We start from the raw sequence: 22,841 nt of genomic DNA, 5'->3' as shown, positions 1-22,841 counted from the left end.
CAAAGAAATATAGACATTTCACATCTAGATTTTTGATTTTCAAAAAAGCGATATCAGCCGTTCAAGGTTCAGGACTGGAGACTATAGAAAGAGCTAGTTGATATAGTTGGCGACGGGGAAGGGAAGTAAATTTTGCTAACTGACGGCTAGCTTGCGATCGCGATATCCCTTGACTAATTAACTGTTTCAATTCGGCTTTCAGTTCTGCTTCTGTCAGTTGGGGCTGACTGGCTGGAATTCCCGCTACTACTAATGTATATTCACCTTGGGGTTCTCGTTGAGTGTAGTAAGCGATCGCTTCGGCAATGGTCCCTCGCCAAAATTCCTCATACAATTTAGTTAACTCCCGTCCTAGCACAATTTGGCGATCGCTTCCCCAAACAAGAGCTAAGTCTTGCAAAGTATCTCGCAAACGGTGCGGCGATTCATAGAAAATCAAGGTGCGAGATTCTGTTTGCAGAGATTCTAAATGTTCTTGTCTGTGTTGGGTTTTCGCCGGTAGAAAGCCTTCAAAGACAAACCGATCTGTTGGTAGTCCGGCTGCACTCAAAGCGGTAATTGCTGCACTAGCGCCAGGAATGGGAACTACAGGAATTCCCGCTTCAATACAGGCTTTCACCAGTTCATATCCAGGATCGGAAATACCTGGCATCCCCGCATCACTCACCAGAGCGATCGCTTTGTTATTAACTAAATGCTCTAATAATTCTGGAATACGGCTGGTACGATTGTGTTCGTGGTAACTCATTTGGGGTGTTTTAACTTGAAAATGCTGTAGCAGTTTCCCCGTATGACGCGTGTCTTCCGCAGCAATGATATCCACAGTTTGCAAAATTCGTACCGCCCGAAAGGTGATATCTTCCAGGTTGCCAATTGGTGTACCGACAACGTAAAGTGTTCCTGGTTTTGGATCGGTTTGCATGAGCAAGAGTTAGGAGTTAGGAGTTAGGGGTTACAAGTTAGGAGTTAGGAGGTCAAAATAATAATTTATGTTTAATACGAATTGAGTATTGGTAACACTCCATACTCAAATTTTGGTTTTTTTGACCCGATGAGAGTTTCTAATTCATCAATTTCAGTGATTTCAGGTATCTATGGTTTTTTAAGACGCGATAAATCGCGTCTCTACTGGGTTTTGTTGCTTATCTTGCGGGCTATCTTATTTCAATAATCTTAGTCCACTGAGGGTAACTAATACTGTGGAACCTTCATGGCCAATGACGCCGATGGGTAGGTTAATATTTCCTAGAAAGTTGCCGACTAAAAGCAACATAATAAAACTCAACGCTACAACTATGTTTTGTTTTACTATGGCTTGCGATCGCCTACCCAAATGCATCGCTACAGCAATTTTTTCTAACCTGTCTGCCATTAGTACGATATCTGCGGTTTCTAATGCCACATCGCTACCAGATACTCCCATCGCTATACCTACAGATGCTTGCGCTAAAGCTGGTGCATCATTAATGCCATCGCCTACCATTGCCACAGTTTGATATTGTTGCTGTAAACGGCGGATAACATTCAGCTTATCCTCTGGTAAAAGTTGGGCATACACCCGATCGATTCCGACTGCTTTGGCGACACTGCGAGCAGTTTCTTCATTATCCCCGGTTAACATGACAATTTGTTCAACTCCCAGTTTCTTTAATCGGGTAATGGTTGCGGCTGCTTCGACTCTTACCCGATCTGCGATCGCAATTACACCCATCACCTCTGCCCCTCTGCTCCCCTGCGCCCCTGCTCCCCTTCCTTCCTGTGCTACCCAAACCACAGTTTTACCTTCTTGCTCCCAAGATTGAACGATTTCTCGCAATTCTTCAGGTAAATTTGTCACATATCTCTGTACAAAAACGGCATTACCCACAATCACTTGTTGTTCTTGAGCAATTCCGACAATTCCCTGTCCCGGTATAGCTTGTACTTGGATTGCAGCAACCCAATCTAAATCGCCAGCCGCCTGTACAATTGCCTTACCGATGGGATGTTCGGAAGAGGATTCTACACTAGCGGCAGTTTTTAATACATCTGCTTGAGTGTATTTACTAACTGAAATTACTTGAAATATCTGCAACTGCCCTGTTGTGAGAGTACCAGTTTTATCAAATGCGATCGCTCGGACTTTGCCAATTTTCTCCAACTGCGCCCCATTTTTAAACAAAATCCCTTGTCTTGCACCATTGGCGATTCCCGAAAGCAGCGTAGGCATAATTGCAGCCATCAACGCACAGGGAGAAGCCACTACAAGGAAAGTAAGAGCGCGATAAATTGTTGTTTCCCAATCCCAACCCCAAAGAAATGGGGGTAAAGTTGCCAGTAATATCCCAGCTACTACAATGACTTTGGCATATCCTTTCTCAAAGCGATCGATAAACTCTTGGGAAGGTGGTGCTTGTGTTTGCGCTTGTTCTACCAAACGAATCACCCGCTGAATCAAGCTGCTTTGGGCTGGTTTGTGTACTTTAATCTGCAATGCACCATAGCCGTTGAGCGTACCAGCAAATACTTCTGCGCCCACTGTTTTCTCTACAGGTAAAGACTCGCCTGTAATTGCAGCTTGATTGAGGGTGCTGTAACCAGATAAAATTATCCCATCAGTCGGAATTAGCTCTCCAGGTTTGACAACAATTTCATCACCCACTTTTAACTGACCGATCGGAATTTCCTCTTCTCTTCCCTGAAGCAAAACCCTTGCTGTATCTGGTGTCAAACTCATCAAACTCCTGATACTGCGCTCAGTTCGCTGCATGGCATAGCCTTCTAATGCGCCACTGATGGCAAAAATCAGAATCAAAATTGCCCCATCAATAATTAGATGATATTCTCTTCGCCATAAGCCAAGACTAGCAGCACCAATGGCGGCGACAATCATCAGCAAATCTACATCGAGTTCTTTTTCTTTAAAAAGGGTAGTCAATCCTTCCCGCGCACTTTCATAACCGCCAATTATATAAGCAGCGGGTAGCAACAGGAATGCCAATCCTAGCCAACCGAGATGCAAGGCGAACCATCCGAGAAATAATAGGAATCCACACAAAAGGGCGGCTACGGTATCTGTGTGTTCTCTGGTGAATTGGCTAAAACGTTGGGGGTAGAGCATGAGAGGTGAATTAACAGGGACTCCCTCAGGCTAAACCTTGACATTAATGTTAATGTCAAGGTTTATAATGATTTTGAAACGCAAAGGGGCGCTGAGGGAAGCGCAAAGGTACGCAGAGTAAATCTTTATCTGTGTTTTTTGAGTGTTTTTCAAAAGCGGAAAGAAGGTAAATGCGACGATTTAACTGTTACGTTTAAAATTGCATTTAGGTTATTGGTTTGAGCGTCAAAGTAATGCACCTATACGAGTGAAAAAAATTAGTAATGAAGTTGCTGAAAATACTGGATTACCCATTTCAGAACTGATTGCACGGGGTTGGCTTTATGAATTGGCGTAGAGTAGAGATTGCAAGCCTTATGTAGAAAACTTGGTCAATCAGTGTTACCAAGGTTTAGATGAAAATGCGCCGCTGTCTCTTCAGGCGGCTTGTGGAGAATTACAAAGAATTTTGCCGTTATTAGAGTAAATTTATGAATGCTGGTTGCTTAACTATTAAAGAACTCACTGATGCAGTCGGTGGAGGTTTAACTCCGCGGATGGTGCGCCATTATCATCAATTGGGGCTGCTACCGCAACCAGTGCGATCGCGCAGCAATTACCGTCTCTACACCCAAAAAGATGTCCTCCGGTTGCAACGGATTGTCGCACTCAAACAGCAAGGGTTTCAGCTAAACCATATCCGCAATATTTTGGAGGTGGAACCAGAAGCCGATACAACGGTTAATCTGATGGGACAACTCCAGCAGCAATATCGCGCGGTGATGCAACAAATCTCCCAACTGCGACAAACTGCATCAGCATTAGAAGGATTATTGGGACGCGATCGCCATTGTCAAATTATCCAAGCGGAAGTTTTGGCGCAACTGAAGTTACTTGATGTTGAAACTCAAGCGGGATTGGGAGGATTGGAACATCTTTGGAGTGGTTTGGATGCCGAAATTCATAGCCACTCGGAAGCTTTTACCGAATCGCTACAACGCTTACTACCCGATTTGTCTCATCGTTCGGAAATTGAACAGCACTTAATTTCTCAGTTGGTTTTGACTTGTGGCGATGTCAGTTTGGTGTCCTTTGTGAAATTGAGTCGAGATGCGATCGCAGCTAGTCGAAAAGCTTTATCTGCAAGTTGTCAAATTGTTGTCGATACTCAAACGGTTGCTGCTACTTTAGATCAAACCCGATTGCTTCACTTAGGATGCCGCACCGAAACCTTGATTGATAACCCCCATATTACCACCGCTACAGAAGCAGAAGTTGCTTTTTGGCAACATCGAGAATGGCGAGAAAAATTGCAGCAAGTAAGTAATGGTTGTGTGCTGGTAGTTGGTTATGCTCCCTCAGTACTTCTCGAAACTTGTAAAGCGATTGCTAACCAAAAAATTCAGCCTGCATTAGTAATTGGAATGCCCATTGGCTTTAGCCATGCTCCCGCAGCCAAGCGACAACTGATGCAACAAGGGATACCTTATATTACAGTTGAAGGGACTTTGGGAGGTGGCGCATTAGCTGCAACTGCCCTAAATGCTTTGGTTGAGTCACTAATAGATAAGCCAGATTGTCATTGTTATCTCAAATGAGTGCTGAACAATAAGTATTCATTTAAGACAGTCTCTGTGAAACGAGTTTCAAATGCCTTGCATGAAAATGTTCTAGGAACTAGGATTTTTACTCAACACTCAACACTCATAACTTATAACTCAGCACTCATAACTCATAACTCAGCACTCAGACTCCGCACTCAGACTCCGCACTACTGAAAATAATATTGTTAAATAATATTGAATTTGCTACACTTTACCAGTTTTAGTAATTCAATAATTCATAATCGCGGTCATCAACTACCAACTTGCTATAAGTTGCAATATAACTTAGAAGAATTTATAGTAAACAGACTTTGACAATTAGAGTATAAATTATTATGCTATCCAAGCTAGAGCGAAGTATAAATCAGCATAAGTGCTTTGAAGTAATTAGAACTAAAGATAACTCAGATGTATAATTAGCCCGTCTCCTCCATTATCTTTATAAAGATCGCGATTTAGGACTGGCAGGCTTTCTATTTTTTACTTTAATTAAGGGGCTTATGTGGCAACAAGAAAAAAAAGATACTTCGATAGTCAGGCTGTTATTATGGGTTGCCTTAGCTACAACCCCGATGGCAGCATCTCTGGTGGTATCAGCACCGATGCTGGCACAATCCACACCTGAAGCTACCTCTTCGCCACTGCCACAAACAGTGCAGAATGAACCGATAGTGCGGATTGACGGTTCCAGTAGCTTAAGTGCAATCAACCAAAGCCTGAAAGAAAGTTTTGAAAAACAGTTTATCGGTAAAAAGGTTGAAGTTGCTGCTAACGGCACTGAGAAAGCGCTGAAAGATTTGCTAGATGGCAAAATCGATATAGTCGCAATGGGGCGCGGGTTGACGCCAGCAGAAAAAGCTCAAGGACTAGAGCAAGTTCGTTTGCAGCGTGAGAAGATTGCGATCGTGGTTGGTGCAGAAAATCCTTTCAAAGGAAGCTTGACTAGTAAGCAATTTGCCCGGATTTTTCGGGGACAAATTACAAATTGGTCACAACTGGGAGGGCCTTCAGCCAAGATTCGATTCATCGATCGCCCGAACACCAGTGAAACTCGCAATACTTTTCGTACTTATCCAGCCTTCAAAACTGCTGAATTTGCTACAGGGGCTAATGCTACCCAAGTAAGTGACGATAATACCGCAGAAATCATCAAACAACTGGGCAAAGACGGCATCAGCTATGTATTAGCTAATCAGGTGTCGAAGTTGAAAGATGTGCGAGTTCTGCAATTACATCAAGCCTTGCCATCTGATGCGAGATATCCCTTCTCGCAACCTTTAGTTTACGTTTACAAAAAAGATCAGAGTTTAACCGCAGTAGATTTTCTTGGCTTTACCCTAGCACCCGCAGGACAGCAAGCTATAGAAAAAGGTAGAGCTGCCGAAGCCGAGGCGATCGCAGCCAGCGTCTTACAACCTGCTGTTGCAGCTTCTCCAGGTGTCCAAACAACACCAGCGCCTACGCCTTCCCCTAGTGCCACTAGTTCTGCATTTGGCGAACAGCCCTTTGTGGCTGCACCTACACAAAGCGCTCCAATTGTAAATAAAGAAACACCATTGTGGTTGCTGCTACCTGTCTTTTTTATAACTGTAGCTGCATCTCTACTAGTGTGGATTCTAAAAAAACGCCCATCGCCCACCGAGGAAACAGATAATTTACCAGAATCAAATCCTCATCCACCTAATGGAGAAACGGCGGCGCTCAATGCCAGCACAGTTTCCTCCCTGAATGGAACGACGCTGGAGGAGCAGGCAGTACCGCACTTTCAAGAGCAAGAAACCCCCGATCGCACTCCTTTCAACATTTACGCTCAAACACAATCCGATCTGAACCAAAATGTTACTCAGGAGACAGCAAATTTAGTCCAAGAGACAAGTAATGGTACTTCTAACCTCTATGAAGGCGCGACATCGAGCGTAGCGAATGGCTCAGAAAATAACAATTTGGGAGCCGCAGCTTTAGGTGGTGCAGCTATAGCCACAGGTATCGGGACGGCTACTTGGTCTACCTTTAATAACAAAGAAACAGAAACAGACGCCATTGATGAGACTGTCAATCACAGTAATTATACGGAGACATACACTCCTGAGTCTGATGAAATTGCATGGGATATAGAAGCTCCGGCGGCTGTAGTAAATACTTCATATCCTTATCCAGGTAACATTCCAGAAGAGTTGTCTGATGTGGAACTGCCTTCATCAGAGGTGACAGCCCCACTCCCAGAATTACCAGATGTGCCACAAGCATCATCTGATTTTGGCTACTGGGACACAGCAATTAGTGAAGATCGGGCAGAAGAGGAACTTCAGGCAGAATTGAACTGGCTAGAAAGTATCACCTCAACTGAAGATACAGCCTCAGTCGATGAATTGCCCTTAGTGGAATCTGACGAAACGACAGTTGATGTGGAAGCATCAGAGACAGATACATCTTCACTGCTCGATTTACCGGAATTTCCAGAAGATGTATTGAGTCAAGATGCATTGAATGTGGTAGCGGACGCAGCCGAACCTACTTTAAGTTTGCCAGAGTCAGAACTTCCTGCCGAGCCGACTATTGGGGAAGCTAACTCCACAGATTTGGCCGCAGCCGCAGCTTTAGCAGCAGGCGCGGGCGTTGGCGCTTGGGCTAGCACTTTCGGAGCGGATGCTCCAAATGAGACGATTGCAGTTGATGCTGATGAAGAAAGTAGTATTGTGCTCACACCGCATACTTATACATCGGCTCATGTCTCTTGGGAGATTTCCCCAGCCAAGAAAGCAGAACTGTGGCAACAAGGCGGTACTCAATTGGCAGTGCGGCTGTATGATGTGACTGGCATTGATTTGAGTTATCAAACTCCGCAGCTGGTGAAGCAGTATGAATGTGCAGAGACAGCAGACGATCGCGTTGTAGAAATTCCCCAGACCGATCGCGATTACATTGCTGAAATTGGCTATATCGCTTATGGCGAACACTGGTTATTCATCGCCCGTTCTGCAATCGTTCGTATCTTCAGCCCTGTGAATCCAGATCCGATAGTTGATGATGTGGCAATCGCAGGCGAAACAGCTAATGGTTTGGTAGATACTCAAGAAGAAAGCAGTATTGTCCTCACACCAGATACAGATGGATCGGCTCATGTCGCTTGGAAGATTCCCGAAGCCAAAAAAGCAGCACTGCGGCAACAAGGCGGCTCTCAATTGATCGTGCGGCTGTATGATGTAACTGGCATTGACTTGAGTTATCAAACTCCGCAGCTGGTAAAGCTGTATGAATCTGAGGAAACAGAAAGCGAAGGATTGGTGGACATTCCCCTGAACGATCGCGACTACATAGCTGAAATTGGCTATCTCGCTGATGGCGAACGCTGGTTATTCATCGCCCGTTCTGCAATTGTTCGTGTCTTCGGCCCTGTGAATCCAGATCCCGTAGTTGATGATGTCGCAATTGCGGAGCAAGCGGAGCGAACAGATGTTGATTTGGTAGATGTCCAACAAGAGAGCAGTATTGTCCTCACACCCCGCACTTTCCAATGGGCTGAAGTCTCTTGGGAGATTTCCGAAGCTAAAAAAGCAGCACTGAGACAACAGGGCGGCTCTCAATTGGTAGTGCGACTGTATGATGTAACTGGCATTGATTTGAGTTATCAAACTCCGCAGTTTGCCCAGCAGTATGAATGTGAAGAGACAGCACACGATCGCTTTGTGGAAATTCCCATCAGCGATCGCGATTACATAGCAGAAATTGGCTATGTCGCTGATGGCGATCGCTGGTTATTCATTGCCCGTTCTGCGATCGTTCGTGTCTTTAGTCCAGTGCCTACAGAGCCGACAACAGATTCCACTGTTGAAAATGTACCATTAGTCAGCGAAACCGCTGTTGGCTTGGCAAATGTAGAAGCAGAAACAGCCCCAGAAGAGAGCAGTATTGTCCTCACACCCCGCACTCCCAAATGGGCTTATGTCTCTTGGCACATCTCCAAAGCTCAGTCTGAAGCACTACGCCAACAGGGCGGTTCCCAATTAGCAGTGCGGCTCTATGATGTGACTGGCATTGACTTGAGTTATCAAAGTCCTCAACTTGTCCAGCAGTATGAATCTGAAGAAGTAGCACGCGATCGCTTTGTGGCAATTCCGGTGAGCGATCGCGATTACATGGTTGAAATTGGCTATATTGCTGATGGCGATCGTTGGTTACTCATCGCGCGTTCCGCTAACGTCCGGGTATTCAGTCGTCCCCACGGAGATTTTTGGTTTGTGGCTGATGCTGAGTTAATTATTCACGGAGCAACTCAACCAAATACCAACGTAAACATTGGCGGTCATGCCATCAAAATTAAATCCGATGGTACTTTCCACCTACGTCTCCCCTTTTCAGATGGTCTAATGGACTATCTGATCACGGTAGCTGCTGATGGGGAATCCACCAGAACTATCCATAAGAAGTTCTCTCAGGAAACTTCCGAAAGCTAACATTACCTTGAGTTATCCCCTCTAACCCGAATGGCACTAACAAAAGCCCTAAGGCTTGTGTCGTCTTGTTCCCAGCCTAGAGGCTGGGAATGTATCTAAAGTGGGCTTCTGCCTCTTGTCAAGCTACTGGAGGCGGAGCCTCACAGAATGGGTTAAGAGCCTCTAGGCTCTTAACCAGTTAGAACCAGTTAGAGCAAGGGCTGTATCTTTTGTTAGTGCCATTCCTCTCTAGCCCAATTCTCCCTTTTTAGGGAGTGTAGGAAGGGGGGATTTTATTATGCCAACTTTTGTTTTTATCCCTGTTAGCAGAAGAGATTACAATGCGATTCAATTAAGGTTTTTTGATGAAAATTATAGATCGCAAAAATGTGATAAATCATCACAAAGACACGATTCATCGCGTATTGTAGAGACGGCGATTCATCGCGTCTGTATTGTCAAAACGGCGTCATCGCGTCTGTATGTCAAAACGGCGATTCATCGCGTCTTTTGCTCTGGAAAAATTTCTTGAGCTAGACATTTCCTAAATGCTAACGTCTACAAGGTGACACAGGATTTGGAGCGGTTTTTTTAACTATGAAACATAGACATAAAGTAGCTTTTAGCTTAACATCGCTGATCGGTCTTAATTTAATCTCTAGCTTAGTTGTATTTGATGAGGCGAACGCCGCACCACCGAGAACCCCAGATAAAAGTGTAAATTGCGAGATTTTAGTTGTGGGTGGTGGACTTTCTGGTGTAGCCACAGCTTATGAGGGGTTACTAGCAGGGCGAACAGTTTGTCTGACAGAAATTACAGACTGGCTGGGAGGACAAATTTCTGCTCAAGGGACATCTGCATTAGATGAACGCCCAACTCAACGAGCTTTAAAATTCTATTCTCGCGGTTATCTGGAATTGCGAAACCGCATTGGACGTAAATACGGTAAACTTAACCCCGGTGACTGCTGGGTAAGTGAATCGTGTTTTCTTCCCCGCGATGCTCACGCCATTTTGACCCAGATGCTTAAAGATGCCGAAAAGCAGGGTAAAGGGAAGTTGCAATGGTTTCCCAACACAGTAATTAAGGATTTGGAAATCGCTGCTGATGGCAAAATAATTAATAGTGCGATCGCAATTCAACATCAACCAGCAAAAGGCGCGCCACCTCTCAATACTTTTACGTTATCTCAAAGCATTGAAGATGCTTATCGCTACGAAGACTCGTCTCGGTTTACTAAAACGATTGTTCGTTTTATCCCCAAGCCAGTGAAAGAAGATGCTCCTAAATGGTATGTCGTAGACGCTAGCGAAACCGGAGAAATTATCGCCCTTGCTGATGTTCCTTACCGATTAGGTATTGATGCCCGTTCTTACCTAGAACCTTCTGCTTCCAGTGCTAATAATGACCCCTATTGTCCTCAAGGCTTTACCTACACCTTTGCAATGGAGGCCACCAAGGAACCGCAACCGCAGACAATGCCTGCATTTTATCCAGAATATGCGCCATATTTCAGCTATGAATTAACGCGACTGGCTAACTTTGATTTAGTTTTTACCTATCGTCGCATCTGGAGTCCAAATAAAGGGAAACCAGCAAAATTCGGTGGTGTCAGTTTTGATGCTCCTACACCAGGGGATATCTCCATGCAAAACTGGACTTGGGGTAACGACTACCGCCCCGGAACAGCCCAAGATAACTTAATTTATACCCGCCAACAATTACAAGCTACTGGACAGTTAGAACCAGGGGGTTGGATGGGAGGACTGCGGACAGAAACCCTCCGCAAGGCTGAGGAAAACGCTTTATCTTTTTATTACTGGTTGGTAGCAGGGACTACAGATTCTCAACTAGGGGACGGTGTCAAGCAGCCACAACCTAATAACCGCTTTGTTTCCGGTTTAAATTCCCCAATGGGGACAGCGCATGGTTTATCAAAATATCCTTATATGCGAGAAGGACGGCGCATCATCGGCCGCCCCAGTTGGGGACAAGCTGAAGGCTTTAGTATTGGGGAAATTGATATTTCCCGCCGAGATTATAATGATGAGTATTACTCAAAGACTCTGCCAGCAGATATGTATCGTCGGCTACGAGCAGCAGTTGCAGGTTTAGAAGCAATATCAGTAATTGACGGTAAAGTTCCACCAGAAAAAGCAATGCGACGGACTCGTTCTACCATTTTCCCCGATGCTGTGGGTATTGGTCACTACGCCATAGATTTCCATCCTTGCATGGTGAATAGTCCCCCAGAAGCCCCTGGAAACACAGAACGTCCCGGCGAAAGACGTGGTGCAGGTCAAGCTTATCCCTTCCAAATTGCTTTGAGGGCAATGATTCCCCAAAAAATTGATAATTTGCTCGTAGGTGGCAAAAGTATTGCCACTAGTCATATTGCCGCTGCTGCCTATCGCGTACACTCATTTGAATGGTCGGCTGGCGCAGCTGCGGGAACTATTGCTAGTTTTGCACTCAAAAATGCGATCGCACCTTACCAACTAGTTGATGATTTGCCTAAACAAGAGCCACAACTAGAAGCACTCAAACGGCTTTTGCAACAAAATGGCAACCCTACCGCCTTCCCAGATACATCTATTTTTAACGAAAACTGGGATAATTGGAAATAGATTGTCATTTGTCATTGGTCACTTGTACTGAGTTTCGACTGCGCGGTAATCGAGCGAAGTCGAGATTCAACTACCGCGTAGTCGAAGTATTGGTCATTGGTCATATCAAGTCCGGTTAATCACTTATGATTACCGAATCTGTGCAAAATCCCAAAAACCTCTTCCCCCAGCAAGAACTGCGGTATAAATGATAAGTCCTTAGCCGGACACAATATCATTGGTCATTGATTAAAGACAAATGACAAATGACAACCGACAAAGGACAAAGGACAAATGACAGATGACAAATGACAACAGACTACTAAACAATGAACTAAACTAATTACTTGTAGTGTAGTTTTGTAAAATTATCTTGACCAATTGTTTTATGGTTATGACACTTTCAGCAGATGTTTACGGGATGTCCACAGCACCAACTATAGCTCCTGAACGGTCTAATCAAGTTATCCGTAAGACTTATCCAAATTACAAAGTGATTGTATTAAACGATGATTTTAATACATTCCAACATGTGTCTGAATGTTTGATGAAATATATTCCGGGAATGACTGGCGATCGCGCGTGGGATCTGACTAATCAGGTACACTATGAAGGTCAAGCGATCGTCTGGGTCGGGCCCCAAGAACCTGCAGAACTCTATCACCAGCAGCTGCGCCGAGCAGGTTTGACAATGGCACCTCTAGAAGCAGCTTAATTATTATGGGCAAACCCTCTGTAGATCCCCTCCGCACGGCTTCTCTACGAGACGCTACGCGAACACAAAAAGCCGCCAGACTGGTTTGGAATCACTCAACACACCTTTCTGGTCTTATCCCCATTTTAGAACGTCTTTGTCAGCAGGATGGTATCCAAACTGTGACGCCGGGTGTGATTGGACGATCGAAAGGTCACAGTCCAAAAATGCAACTACGCGTCTCAGTACCGATTCGCGGCGGCTATAAAGTCATTGCGCGACAGGGGAAAACGGTACAAGAGGTGTTTATTTTAACAACTTTGTCCCAAGATCAACTAGAAGCTGCATTAGCGATCGCGATGAAATGTTAATCATACTCAATGCCCCATGCCTTGTTTGGCCCATACCCAATAACTATTCCTCAACCCGATGTACTGCAAATTTATGTAGCGGCAGACTAACAATACAAGAAAAAGTTAAGAAATATGACAAAGCTGTAGTTATTTTCAAAGTCATGACTACAGATTCCCAGCCAGGTAAAACTATTTTTTCGATGCCAAAAGCTACACAGTAAACTAGCCAGTAACTAAAGCTCATTCTAAACAGAATTCGCTCTGTTTCTTCCATCTCATTTGTTTGCTGCTTACCATCCCACAGTAACAACAGTCCAATAATGCAAGCGACAAAGGAAACAGCAACTACAGATTCGTGACAAAATATATTTAACGAATGCATTTGTGTTTATTCCCACATTTTTTCAGTTGAAACTCAGTCTAAAGGAATATTCCTTGCAGATATACAAATTATTTACAAACCTCAATAGAATAAAAACTGCTGACTGAAAAATCTCACTTGCAACTCAGCACTCGTAACTCCATTAACCTGCAAGACAAGACTAGTTGCCAAAATTGAAGCATTTGCAACAATTGTTCTTTCATGTATAAGAAAGGTTTAAGTATTTCCAAAAAACATATAAGCATTTGCTGGAAAGGCTTAATACTTTGCAACAATTGTTCTTTCATGTATAAGAAAGGTTTAAGTCTTTCCCAGAAATATATAAGCAAGTGCTGGAAAGGCTTAATACTTTGCAACAATTGTTCTGTCATGTATAAGAAAGGTTTAAATGATTGCAGCAATTGTTGTAATTAACTTATGAGTTAATCTTACTTAAAAAATCAAAATCTTTTAGGTAAGATTAACTGCCCTCATCCCCCAACCCTTCTCCCAAATTGGGCTATACTCCAGTGATTAAGGCTACCGTGTATACACAAGTCTCAAGTAGTTGATAAATCTTGGTTTTACCCCACCCTAACCCTCCCCCCTTCGACAAGCTCAGGGCATCGCTTATAAAGGGGAGGGCACAACATTTCCTCGTTCCCAGTCGGAGACTGGGAATGCATTCATTGAGTCTCTGACTCAATGCTAGATTAGAGGCAGAGCCTCAACGAGGAGCATTCCCATGCAGAGCATGGGAACGAGATAAACGAGAAAACAATGGAAAATCAAACTTTTTTTGACTTGTGTATACACCGTAGTCGCGTAAAAGGAGAGAGGCTTTGAGGCTTACTCCCCAACGCTAGCAGGGAAGGGGCTGGGGGTTAGGTCTGTATTTCACGCAATTGAAAACCGCTATATAAAAGAGATTTAGGGTAAGGGCTTTTGATAAACATAATTTTGCGCCACTTTCCAATAGCGCGAGAACCGTTTCAAGTCAATATAGCCGTCATAGCTAAAAAATGGTTCTACCTCTAACACTTCCACTGCTATAGAACGCTCCATTTGATTACAAATATCATCAAATCGGGGACTGGGACTATTGGCTGTGACAACTAAATTAGCATCATGTTCTTGAGCAAAAGCTAAAATTTCTTGTGCCACATCGCCACGGCGAATAACAACAGGTAACTCTAGCAAACATTCGTAGATAAAAGTCAGACGTTTAAGACTCAATTGCCATTCCTCTATCAAAGCCTCGTCCCAAACCCAGATAGCTGGGGCATCAGGGTATTTTTGCAATGTGGGATTATTTGGACTGAGGCAATCTCCATGTACCCAAACAATTGGTTTAGTCATTTGTCATTTGTCATTTGTCATAGGTCATTTGTCATTGGTCATTTGTCATTTGTCATTTGGCATTTGTCAAGAGTTATTATTCTCTTCCTTGTCCCCCTTGTCCCCCTTGTCCCCCTTGTCCCCCTTGTCCCCCTTGTCCTCCTTGTCCTCCCCTACTCCCCCTGCTCCCCTTTCCTTTCTTTCCACGCTGCCAACTTTGGCTATTAGGTTGTTTGCTAAATTCGCCTTTGGGAAAAAGTCGCTGTTCTAATTCTTCATAACTGCCTTCAAAATCACAATGACCATAAAGGGGACATTTCTGGCAATAAATGCCTTTGGTGTAGCGTTCTAAGTTTTCACGGTTGAAAAAATACGGTTTCTGACTAAAAGTGCTAGCAACCCACTGCCATGACATATTATTGCTAGCAGGATCGCCATCTAAAAGGTGTTCGAGAAACCATTTGGCTCCAGCTTGCCAACGAATACGCCGCCAATGGACAATATAAGCCGCTAGCCACATTCGGGCATGGTTATGTAAATAGCCAGTTTCTCTCAAATCACGACTGAAACTGTCAATGCAAACTCTGCCTGTAGTTCCTTCTCTGATATCTTGCGGCAATTCGGATGCATATTCGCCCATAGTATAACCAGTTTTGTACTCTTCCTGGTCTTTCCAGATTTCATCCCCCAACTTTATATACAACCGTTGCCAGTAATCGCGCCAACCTAATTCGTTAATTAGTTTCGTAGCATCCTCTTGTTGTTGTACTTGGTTGAGAACATAATCTCGAATTTCTCGCAAACTCAAAACCCCATAGCGGATGTAAGGCGAAAGACGCGTGACTGCACCTGCGAAGAAATTACGTGTTTGGGCGTAGCGAACGGGGTCAATTTTTTGTAGCGCTGTTTCTGCCGCTTTGCGTCCCCCCACAGTTTCGCTGATGTGGCGATCGCGTTCGGCTGCGCCTGGGAATTGTTCGCGGAGGTAGGCTACCAACTCATCGCGGTTGGTAAATTCGCGTTGCATATCTTTAGGCATGTGAACTTTGAAGTGTAAGAATAAATAAATAAAAATACTTGTAGGCTAAGTCATTATTATCGCGAATAAATACAAGCGATCGCTCTCAACCTTATGAAAGAGTTTTTTCAGAAGCAAATATAAATGGGTGCGTAGGTATAGCTTGCTGCAAGCATCGCTTTGATGCCGATTTTCTCCAGCTTATCAGTAAGTAAAGCTAAAATATCAGATAAATCTGTCACTTTTCAAGACGATGAGCCTGTGCATCAATCCTAACTGCCAAAATACTGACAACCCTGATAATCTACTGCGTTGTCAAAGCTGTGGTTCTGAATTACTACTAGAAGGGCGATATCGCGTAACCCGTTTACTGAGTGATAAAGGCGGCTACGGTGACATTTATGAAATTCGAGATCGCAGTGGTATCCCCAAAGTTTTAAAAGTCCTTAAAGAAGAGAAGAAAAATGATGCTAAGGCTGTAGAACAATTCCAGCGAGAAGCTGAAGTTTTAAGTAAGCTTAATCATCCAGGCATTCCACAAGGAGAAGAATACTTCACATTTTCTCCTATAAATAATCAACAGTTAGTGCATTGCTTAGTAATGGAGAAAATTGAGGGAGAGAATTTACATGAGTGGCTAGAAAAAAGAGTCAATCGCCCCATTAGTGAAAAGCTAGCAGTTGATTGGTTAATCCAACTGGTAAATACATTGCATGAAGTACATCAACAGCAGCTGATTCATCGAGATATTAAGCCGTCTAACATAATGCTTAAGCCGAATGGACAATTGGCGTTAATCGACTTTGGTATCGCAAGGGGAATCAGCGAAACATACGAACAAAAAAAAATGGCTGGACAGGGCACAAGAGTAGTTAGTGATGGTTACTCGCCTTTAGAGCAAGCTACTGGAAGTGCCATTCAGCAGTCAGATTTCTTTGCCTTAGGCCGTACTTTTGTCCACCTTATAACAGGAATACATCCTTTTGACCTGTGCGATCAATATAACCATGATATATACACAGATGAGTTAGAGGATTGGCGACAGAAAGCCCCTAAAATTTCTGCATTGCTAGCAGATTTGATAGATAAACTAATGGCACGTCCATTTAACAAGCGCCCAGCCAATACTCAGGTAATTTTACAAAAGTTAGCAGAAATTTCTGAGAGTTTATATTCTCCCAAATTATATCAGTCGAAGTCGTATAGCCAAATATTTACAGTCAATAACCCAATAATTTCTCTAGAATACACTCTTGGAAGTTGGTACTCTGGTCACTCTAGCTGGATTAATTCAATAGCCATTAGTCCAGATGGACAGACTTTAATTAGTGCAGGTAATGACATGAAAATTAAAGTATGGAACCTTAAGAGCAAAGAAGAAATTTTTACAATCACTCTAGATCCAGACATAGTTAAATGTCTGATAATTAGTCCAGATGGACATACTTTATTTAGTGGTAGTACCAAAGGGCTAATACAAGCATGGAATATAACTACAGGCGAAGAAATTCATACTTTTACTGAACATTCGTACCAAGTTTTTGCTCTAGTTATTAGTCCGGATGGCCAAACCTTGTTCAGTGGCAGTAGTGATATCAAAATATGGAATCTAAATAATAACGAGCTAGTTCGCACTCTTAACATACATTCACGTCCAGTATTAACTATAGCAATTAGTCCAGATGGGAAAACCCTTGTTAGCGGCAGTGAAGACAAAAGTATCAAGATATGGTCAATTTGTACTCTAACTGGGCATTTAGCTGATATCAATTCTGTAGTAATTAGTCCAGATGGAAATACTGTGATTAGTGGCAGCAAAGACAAAACTATTAAGGTATGGAATATGAACTCAAAAGAAGAAATTTATACTCTGCGTGGGCATTTAGGTGCTGTCCATTCTGTAGCAATAAGTCAAGATGGACAGACCTTGGCTAGTGGCAGTAGTGACGAAAAGATTAAACTTTGGAATTTAAGCACTGGTGAAGAAATTTATACTCTCACTGGGCATTCAGATGCTGTTACATCTTTGGTATTTAGCCCAGACGGACAAACCCTAGTTAGCGGTAGTCAAGACTCTACAATCAAAGTGTGGCAAATACAATAACTTCAAACTAAGAACACAGACCTATTCACGCCAATCTGAACACTGCCGATAAATTCATCACATAAGTAGATCATATTACTCGTTCAATCTATGTAAAATTCTAAAGCGATCGCTACTGATGAATAAAATGCGATCGCTCAATCTATGTACAATTCTAAAGCGATATCTAAGGGCGGCCTACGCCTACACAATTTCTCACACCTTCATCATGAGCAACATTCCCCAAGTCGGACAACCAGCACCAAATTTCTCCACTCCTGACCAAAATGGCAATTTAGTCACTCTTGACGACCTCAGCAGTCAGTGGGTTGTCCTCTACTTCTACCCCAAAGATGACACACCCGGTTGTACCACTGAAGCGAAAGATTTCAGCGAGTTGTATCAAGACTTCAGCGCACTAGGAGCGAAAATTTTAGGTGTAAGTCCAGATTTGGGTAAATCCCATTGTAAATTTATCAGCAAACATAACTTGGCGATCGCCCTTTTAAGCGACCCAGAACATCTTTTAATCGAAGCCTACGGCGCTTGGCGATTGAAAAAATTTATGGGTAAAGAATATATGGGTGTTGCTCGGTCAACCTTTTTAATTTCACCTGATAGAATTATTGTCTATACTTGGCCCAACGTCAAAACCAAAGGTCATGCTCAAGCAGTTTTAACTAAATTACGGGAATTAGCAGTCACGTAACGCGATCGGATGCTAGAAACTGCTAGGGTGATAATTAAAGTCAGAAACAAACATGATTCAAGTCATCCAAGCCCAAAATGTTACTCTTGCGTACTTAAAGAAAAAATTTGCTCTCTATAAATCTGAAGATGAGCAATTTTTTACAGAGTGGTTTGACTATATCCCGGAAATTCCCGAATTAGAGAAGCAATATTTAGACAGAGTTAAAAATAACTATCTTAACGTACTTGAAAATGCTCCTCTTTTAGAAGAAGCAGTAAAATTGGTAGTATTATCTCCATTATTAGATTTAGCTGGTTTTTATCGTCCTCCTTTTTATATTGCTACTGAAGAAAGTGTAGAAATTAGTGAAACTTTTATCATTGATAATGAAGTAACTACCGAAGATACTAAAGAAATTATTAAAGGAAAAATTGATGTCTTAGTTCTCCAAGATCGACTATGGTTACTGATAATTGAATCTAAAATGTCTAGTTTTTCCTTGGCAAAAGCAATTCCACAAGCACTAACTTATATGCTGGCAAATCCTCAGCCTGAGCATCCTGCATATTCCTTAGTAATGAATGGAGAAGATTTCCAATTTATTAAGCTAATAAAACAAGATAAACTAATGTATGCTTTATCTGATAGATTCACTTTATATAGACGTGAGAATGAATTATATAAAATTTTGAATATATTAAAAAAAATAGGTCAAGTTTTAAATTAATTATCTTTGCTTTTTATATATAGTCGTATGTCAAATTTAAATTGATATATAAGCAAGTTCTTATTTACTAAGCACTAAAATGCTTACTACAAACTCTCAAAACTATCTGGAACCATTAGGTTAATACTGTAATAATGTCATAATAGTTATATTGCACCTTTAAAATGAATTATGGTTCAATTTATCCAAGCACAAAATGTCGGGCTTGCCTACTTGGAAGAAAGATTTAGCCTACAGCTAGCGGAAGATGAGGCATTTTTCACAGAATGGTTTGAAAATTTACCAGAAATTACAGATTTAGAAAAGCAAGATTTAGACAAAATAAAACTTCATTTTCTCCGTTTAGTCAAGCGTCCTCCTTTGTCAGAAGAAACGGTTAAATTAGTAGTTTTATCTCCTTTACTCAATTTAGCTGGATTTTATGATGAGCCTTTTTATATGAGAGGTGAGGAATCAATCGAAATTTCCGCAGAAGATGAAGGAGAAATAATTAGAGGTAGAATTGATGTTTTAGTTATTCAAGAACAATTCTGGTTATTAGTAATTGAATCTAAAAGGTCTAGCTTTTCTCTTTTAGAAGCCGTACCTCAAGCACTTGTTTATATGTTGGCTAATCCTAATCAAGATAAACCTACTTTTGGATTAGTAACAAATGGTAGTCATTTCATTTTTATAAAACTGACTCAACAAAATATACCAAAGTATGCATTGTCTGATGAATTTACGCTGTTGAGGAGAAAAAATGAACTGTATCAAGTTCTAAGTGTATTAAAAAATTTGAGTCAAAGTTTGAGTTAATAATTATGTATATTCGTCCTATATACCTTGATTCTCACGCTACTACACCTGTAGATGAACGAGTACTAGCAGCAATGCTTCCCTACTTCACAGAAAAATTTGGCAACCCAGCAAGTATCGGTCATGTTTATGGTTGGGAAGCAGAAGCTGCTGTCAAACAAACGCGAGAAATTTTAGCAGCAGCAATCAACGCCACACCAGAAGAAATTGTGTTTACGAGTGGTGCAACAGAAGCCAATAATTTAGCGATAAAAGGTGTTGCTGAAACTTATTTTAAAAAAGGTCAGCATATTATTACTGTTGCCACTGAACATAGTGCAGTAATCGATCCTTGTAATTATTTAAAAAGTCTCGGTTTTGAAATTACTATTCTCCCTGTCCAAAAAGATGGATTGATTGATTTAACTGAGTTAAAAAAAGCTTTCCGTCCTGAAACGATTTTAGTCTCGGTGATGGCTGCAAATAACGAAATTGGCGTGTTACAGCCTTTGGCAGAAATTGGGGAAATGTGCCATGAACACGATATCATTTTTCACTCCGATGCTGCCCAAGCTATTGGTAAAATTCCCTTGGATGTGCAAGCGATGAAAATTGATTTGATGTCGCTAACAGCACATAAAGTATATGGCCCCAAAGGTATTGGAGCGCTGTACGTCCGCAGACGCAACCCCAGAGTAAAACTGGCTCCCCAGCAGCACGGCGGCGGACATGAGCGGGGGATGCGTTCTGGTACATTGTATACACCGCAAATTGTCGGCTTTGGCAAAGCTGTAGAAATCGCTTTGGCTGAACAAGCAACAGAAACCCAACGTCTCACCCAATTAAGACAAAGATTATGGGAACAGCTATCGCAAGTCGAAGGAATTCATTTCAACGGAAATCTTCAACAGCGATTGGCGGGAAACTTGAGTATCAGTGTTGAGAAAGTGGATGGAGCCGCGCTTTTGCTAGGATTGCAGCCAGTAATGGCAGTTTCTTCTGGTTCAGCTTGTTCGTCAGCAAATACTGCTCCTTCCCATGTTCTCACAGCCTTGGGACACCCCCAACAGCTAGCTTATGCCTCGATCAGGTTTGGCATTGGCAGGTTTAATACAGAAGAGGAGATTGATATTGTAGCGAAACATGCGATCGCTACCATTCAAAGTTTACAAAATAAACGGTAAGCATGAAAGCCAGCAGAGCCTCTTTTTTGGACAATTGTATATTTAAGAAGAGATATTATCTGTGCGATTCCCCATATCAAAAACATGAAATTCAATCCCTTCTAACTTCAGCCTCAAAGCCTCTAATAAGAGGTTTACCCTTTCTTCAATAAAAATACTTAGGGCGTTTTCTGGAAGTGCATCGGCTCTTGACCATTCAAGAATCATCGTTGGTATCAGATGAGAACGTAGCACTGTTTCTAAATCAGGCTCGTCATATTCTTTGAGATAATCTAATGGATTTTTATCGCTAATTTTCAAATTAGTGATTTGAGACAAATAGGCAATATTCATCAAGCTGTCACATTCTATTTGACTAGCAATACCACTTTGTTTAATAAAGTTAACTGGAAATATATGGTGTAAGTTAGGCTTATCTGTTAGCAAATAATAAACATTAGACAAAACATCTCTATGAGGTTTTGCCCAATCTTGCGGCTTGTGGTTTGCATAAAATGATAGTATTGCTCTCGATAAGCGACCTCTATAACTGTAGAAAGATTTTCTCAGTGAATTTTTATCAATATCAAATTGATTGAATGAGTAAGTACTATTAACCTTTTGTTGATTAATAAAGTATATATGTTCCCAGAGGTGAGTAGTGTTTGTTAGTAAATCTGCATTATGAAAACTATAATACCAAAAATACTTATTTAAAAAACTATAATCTGGTTTCTCATTTCGATAAAAGTATGCTGTAATAGTCAGGTAAAAATATCGGTAAGGGATTAATCTTCCACCTTTAATATGTAAAATATTATCAAAACAATCAAAAGTTTTTGCAACGGCTATTTTAAAATTAGACCATACAGCTTCAATATGTTCTGTTTTTAGCTTATTAAGATACATATCAGTAATATTTTGTATCCCAGCTTCGGGAAATTCAAGTTTTACCACTACAGCTAGTATTTGGAGCAATGTCCAATTATCAATATTGGCATATTGACTGCTAGAAATAGTTTGTTTAAATTTATCAAATAATTCACGCAGATAAAATCCAGAGATATTATTTGTCTGATTTTCAGAACGAAAGGTCTTAGCAACCACAATATCAAAGATATCCAAGGGTTTACCCGCTTGATTAATCCGCTCAAATATTTGACACACTTCTGCAACTTCAATACCTCTTAACTCAATAAAGGAAATTTTGTAATTAGCAAAAACCTCCTGAATTCTCCTCAATTGTTGTATGTAAGGATGATCGTATTCTCCATTAACACTTGTATAAAGATGTTTTTCTATTTCTCTATAGTTTTTTATAATATCTATTAAACTTACAATCAGTTTATCTTGATAACGTTTTTTTCTCCCAATATTTGCTCTTAGTTGACCATCTTTATCATCGATTTCGTCCCAAAATAAGAATCTTTTTGCATAGCTTGTATCATCAGTTGCATCAGTAAGTTCAATAGTTAAATCTATATATAGTGTTGGATCAAAATTTTCGTTATTAGCAATCTTACCCCCATAGATTGATGTTAAAAGAGAAGTTGTTCTTTGTTGTCCATCTAAAATGTATTGGTACTCATTAGAGTAAAAATTATCAGCAAATTTTATGCCACCTATTTCTCTATGACTTTCTAGCTTTGTATTAGTTTTCCAAATTAGAATACTTCCTAAAGGATAAAACTTATAAATACTATCCCAAAGTTTTTTAACATTCTCTTTTTCCCAGACAACATCTCGTTGAAAGGTTGGAATTTGATACTTATGTGATAAAAGACTTTCCAAATAGAGAACAATACTCTGAGCATCCGGCTTTATGCGTTCAGTAGATGTAAACATTGAATTAACCTTACCTAACGTTGAGTAAATATCAAGATTGATGTGTGAATTTCACTTGTTTCAGTAAA

The 22,841-nt window shown here is 41.5% G+C and carries 17 protein-coding genes; 11 read left to right on the top strand and 6 right to left on the bottom strand.

What is annotated here, in order from left to right; all coding sequences use genetic code 11:
* Positions 1 to 61: 61 nt before the first annotated feature.
* Together rsmI and NSTC731_RS06765 are read right to left on the bottom strand one after the other, a co-directional pair.
* Positions 62 to 922, bottom strand: coding sequence for a 16S rRNA (cytidine(1402)-2'-O)-methyltransferase (gene rsmI, locus NSTC731_RS06770; protein WP_445630137.1), 861 nt, complete (start codon positions 920 to 922; stop codon positions 62 to 64).
* 237 nt (positions 923 to 1,159) lie between these two features.
* Complete coding sequence (locus NSTC731_RS06765; protein ID WP_445630136.1) at positions 1,160 to 3,100, bottom strand: heavy metal translocating P-type ATPase; 1,941 nt, start codon at positions 3,098 to 3,100, stop codon at positions 1,160 to 1,162.
* 470 nt (positions 3,101 to 3,570) lie between these two features.
* Between NSTC731_RS06765 and NSTC731_RS06760 the strand changes: the two genes are divergently transcribed.
* From NSTC731_RS06760 to NSTC731_RS06735, 6 genes are all read left to right on the top strand, one after another.
* The gene (locus NSTC731_RS06760; RefSeq protein ID WP_445630135.1) at positions 3,571 to 4,677 is read left to right on the top strand and encodes a precorrin-8X methylmutase; all 1,107 of its coding nucleotides are present in this window, start codon (positions 3,571 to 3,573) and stop codon (positions 4,675 to 4,677) included.
* A 506-nt stretch (positions 4,678 to 5,183) separates the two neighbouring features.
* Complete coding sequence (locus NSTC731_RS06755; RefSeq protein ID WP_445630134.1) at positions 5,184 to 9,137, top strand: DUF4912 domain-containing protein; 3,954 nt, start codon at positions 5,184 to 5,186, stop codon at positions 9,135 to 9,137.
* A gap of 277 nt (positions 9,138 to 9,414) precedes the next feature.
* On the top strand, positions 9,415 to 9,648 hold the full coding sequence (locus tag NSTC731_RS06750; protein WP_445630133.1) for a hypothetical protein: 234 nt from the start codon (positions 9,415 to 9,417) through the stop codon (positions 9,646 to 9,648).
* Between the two features lie 65 nt (positions 9,649 to 9,713).
* Positions 9,714 to 11,744 carry an FAD-dependent oxidoreductase gene (locus NSTC731_RS06745; RefSeq protein WP_445630132.1) on the top strand — a complete coding sequence of 677 codons (2,031 nt, stop codon included), beginning with the start codon at positions 9,714 to 9,716 and terminating at the stop codon, positions 11,742 to 11,744.
* 367 nt (positions 11,745 to 12,111) lie between these two features.
* A complete protein-coding gene (gene clpS / locus NSTC731_RS06740) occupies positions 12,112 to 12,438 on the top strand; it encodes an ATP-dependent Clp protease adapter ClpS (protein ID WP_322673636.1) in 327 nt (108 codons plus the stop codon).
* 5 nt (positions 12,439 to 12,443) lie between these two features.
* A complete protein-coding gene (locus NSTC731_RS06735) occupies positions 12,444 to 12,788 on the top strand; it encodes a DUF2103 domain-containing protein (protein WP_445630131.1) in 345 nt (114 codons plus the stop codon).
* 43 nt (positions 12,789 to 12,831) lie between these two features.
* Here the strand turns inward: NSTC731_RS06735 and NSTC731_RS06730 are convergent, their stop codons facing one another.
* The 3 genes from NSTC731_RS06730 to NSTC731_RS06720 form a co-directional block, all read right to left on the bottom strand.
* Positions 12,832 to 13,152: a hypothetical protein gene (locus tag NSTC731_RS06730; RefSeq protein WP_322673634.1), complete on the bottom strand. Its 321-nt coding sequence runs from the start codon at positions 13,150 to 13,152 to the stop codon at positions 12,832 to 12,834.
* A gap of 909 nt (positions 13,153 to 14,061) precedes the next feature.
* A complete protein-coding gene (locus NSTC731_RS06725) occupies positions 14,062 to 14,490 on the bottom strand; it encodes a hypothetical protein (protein WP_445630130.1) in 429 nt (142 codons plus the stop codon).
* A 76-nt stretch (positions 14,491 to 14,566) separates the two neighbouring features.
* Entirely contained in the window at positions 14,567 to 15,508 is a 942-nt protein-coding gene (locus tag NSTC731_RS06720; protein ID WP_445630129.1) for an FAD-binding domain-containing protein, read from the bottom strand.
* 232 nt (positions 15,509 to 15,740) lie between these two features.
* On the opposite strand from NSTC731_RS06720, the gene NSTC731_RS06715 reads away from it, so the two are divergent.
* The 5 genes from NSTC731_RS06715 (at position 15,741) to NSTC731_RS06695 (ending at position 20,949) form a co-directional block, all read left to right on the top strand.
* Entirely contained in the window at positions 15,741 to 17,591 is a 1,851-nt protein-coding gene (locus tag NSTC731_RS06715) for a protein kinase domain-containing protein (RefSeq protein WP_445630128.1), read from the top strand.
* Between the two features lie 208 nt (positions 17,592 to 17,799).
* Positions 17,800 to 18,279: a thioredoxin-dependent thiol peroxidase gene (gene bcp, locus NSTC731_RS06710; protein WP_445630127.1), complete on the top strand. Its 480-nt coding sequence runs from the start codon at positions 17,800 to 17,802 to the stop codon at positions 18,277 to 18,279.
* A gap of 52 nt (positions 18,280 to 18,331) precedes the next feature.
* On the top strand, positions 18,332 to 18,988 hold the full coding sequence (locus NSTC731_RS06705; protein ID WP_445630126.1) for a type I restriction endonuclease: 657 nt from the start codon (positions 18,332 to 18,334) through the stop codon (positions 18,986 to 18,988).
* Between the two features lie 171 nt (positions 18,989 to 19,159).
* On the top strand, positions 19,160 to 19,786 hold the full coding sequence (locus tag NSTC731_RS06700) for a restriction endonuclease subunit R (RefSeq protein ID WP_445630125.1): 627 nt from the start codon (positions 19,160 to 19,162) through the stop codon (positions 19,784 to 19,786).
* 5 nt (positions 19,787 to 19,791) lie between these two features.
* Positions 19,792 to 20,949 (top strand): cysteine desulfurase family protein, encoded by a 1,158-nt coding sequence (locus NSTC731_RS06695; protein WP_445630124.1) that lies wholly within the window; start codon positions 19,792 to 19,794, stop codon positions 20,947 to 20,949.
* A 42-nt stretch (positions 20,950 to 20,991) separates the two neighbouring features.
* Here NSTC731_RS06695 and NSTC731_RS06690 read toward each other — a convergent pair whose 3' ends face one another.
* Complete coding sequence (locus tag NSTC731_RS06690; RefSeq protein ID WP_445630123.1) at positions 20,992 to 22,773, bottom strand: GmrSD restriction endonuclease domain-containing protein; 1,782 nt, start codon at positions 22,771 to 22,773, stop codon at positions 20,992 to 20,994.
* Between the last annotated feature and the right edge of the window lie 68 nt (positions 22,774 to 22,841).

Source organism: Nostoc sp. DSM 114167 (assembly GCF_052692655.1).
Note: the sequence above shows the minus strand (reverse complement) of the source record. Positions and strands in the feature narration are given on the sequence as shown.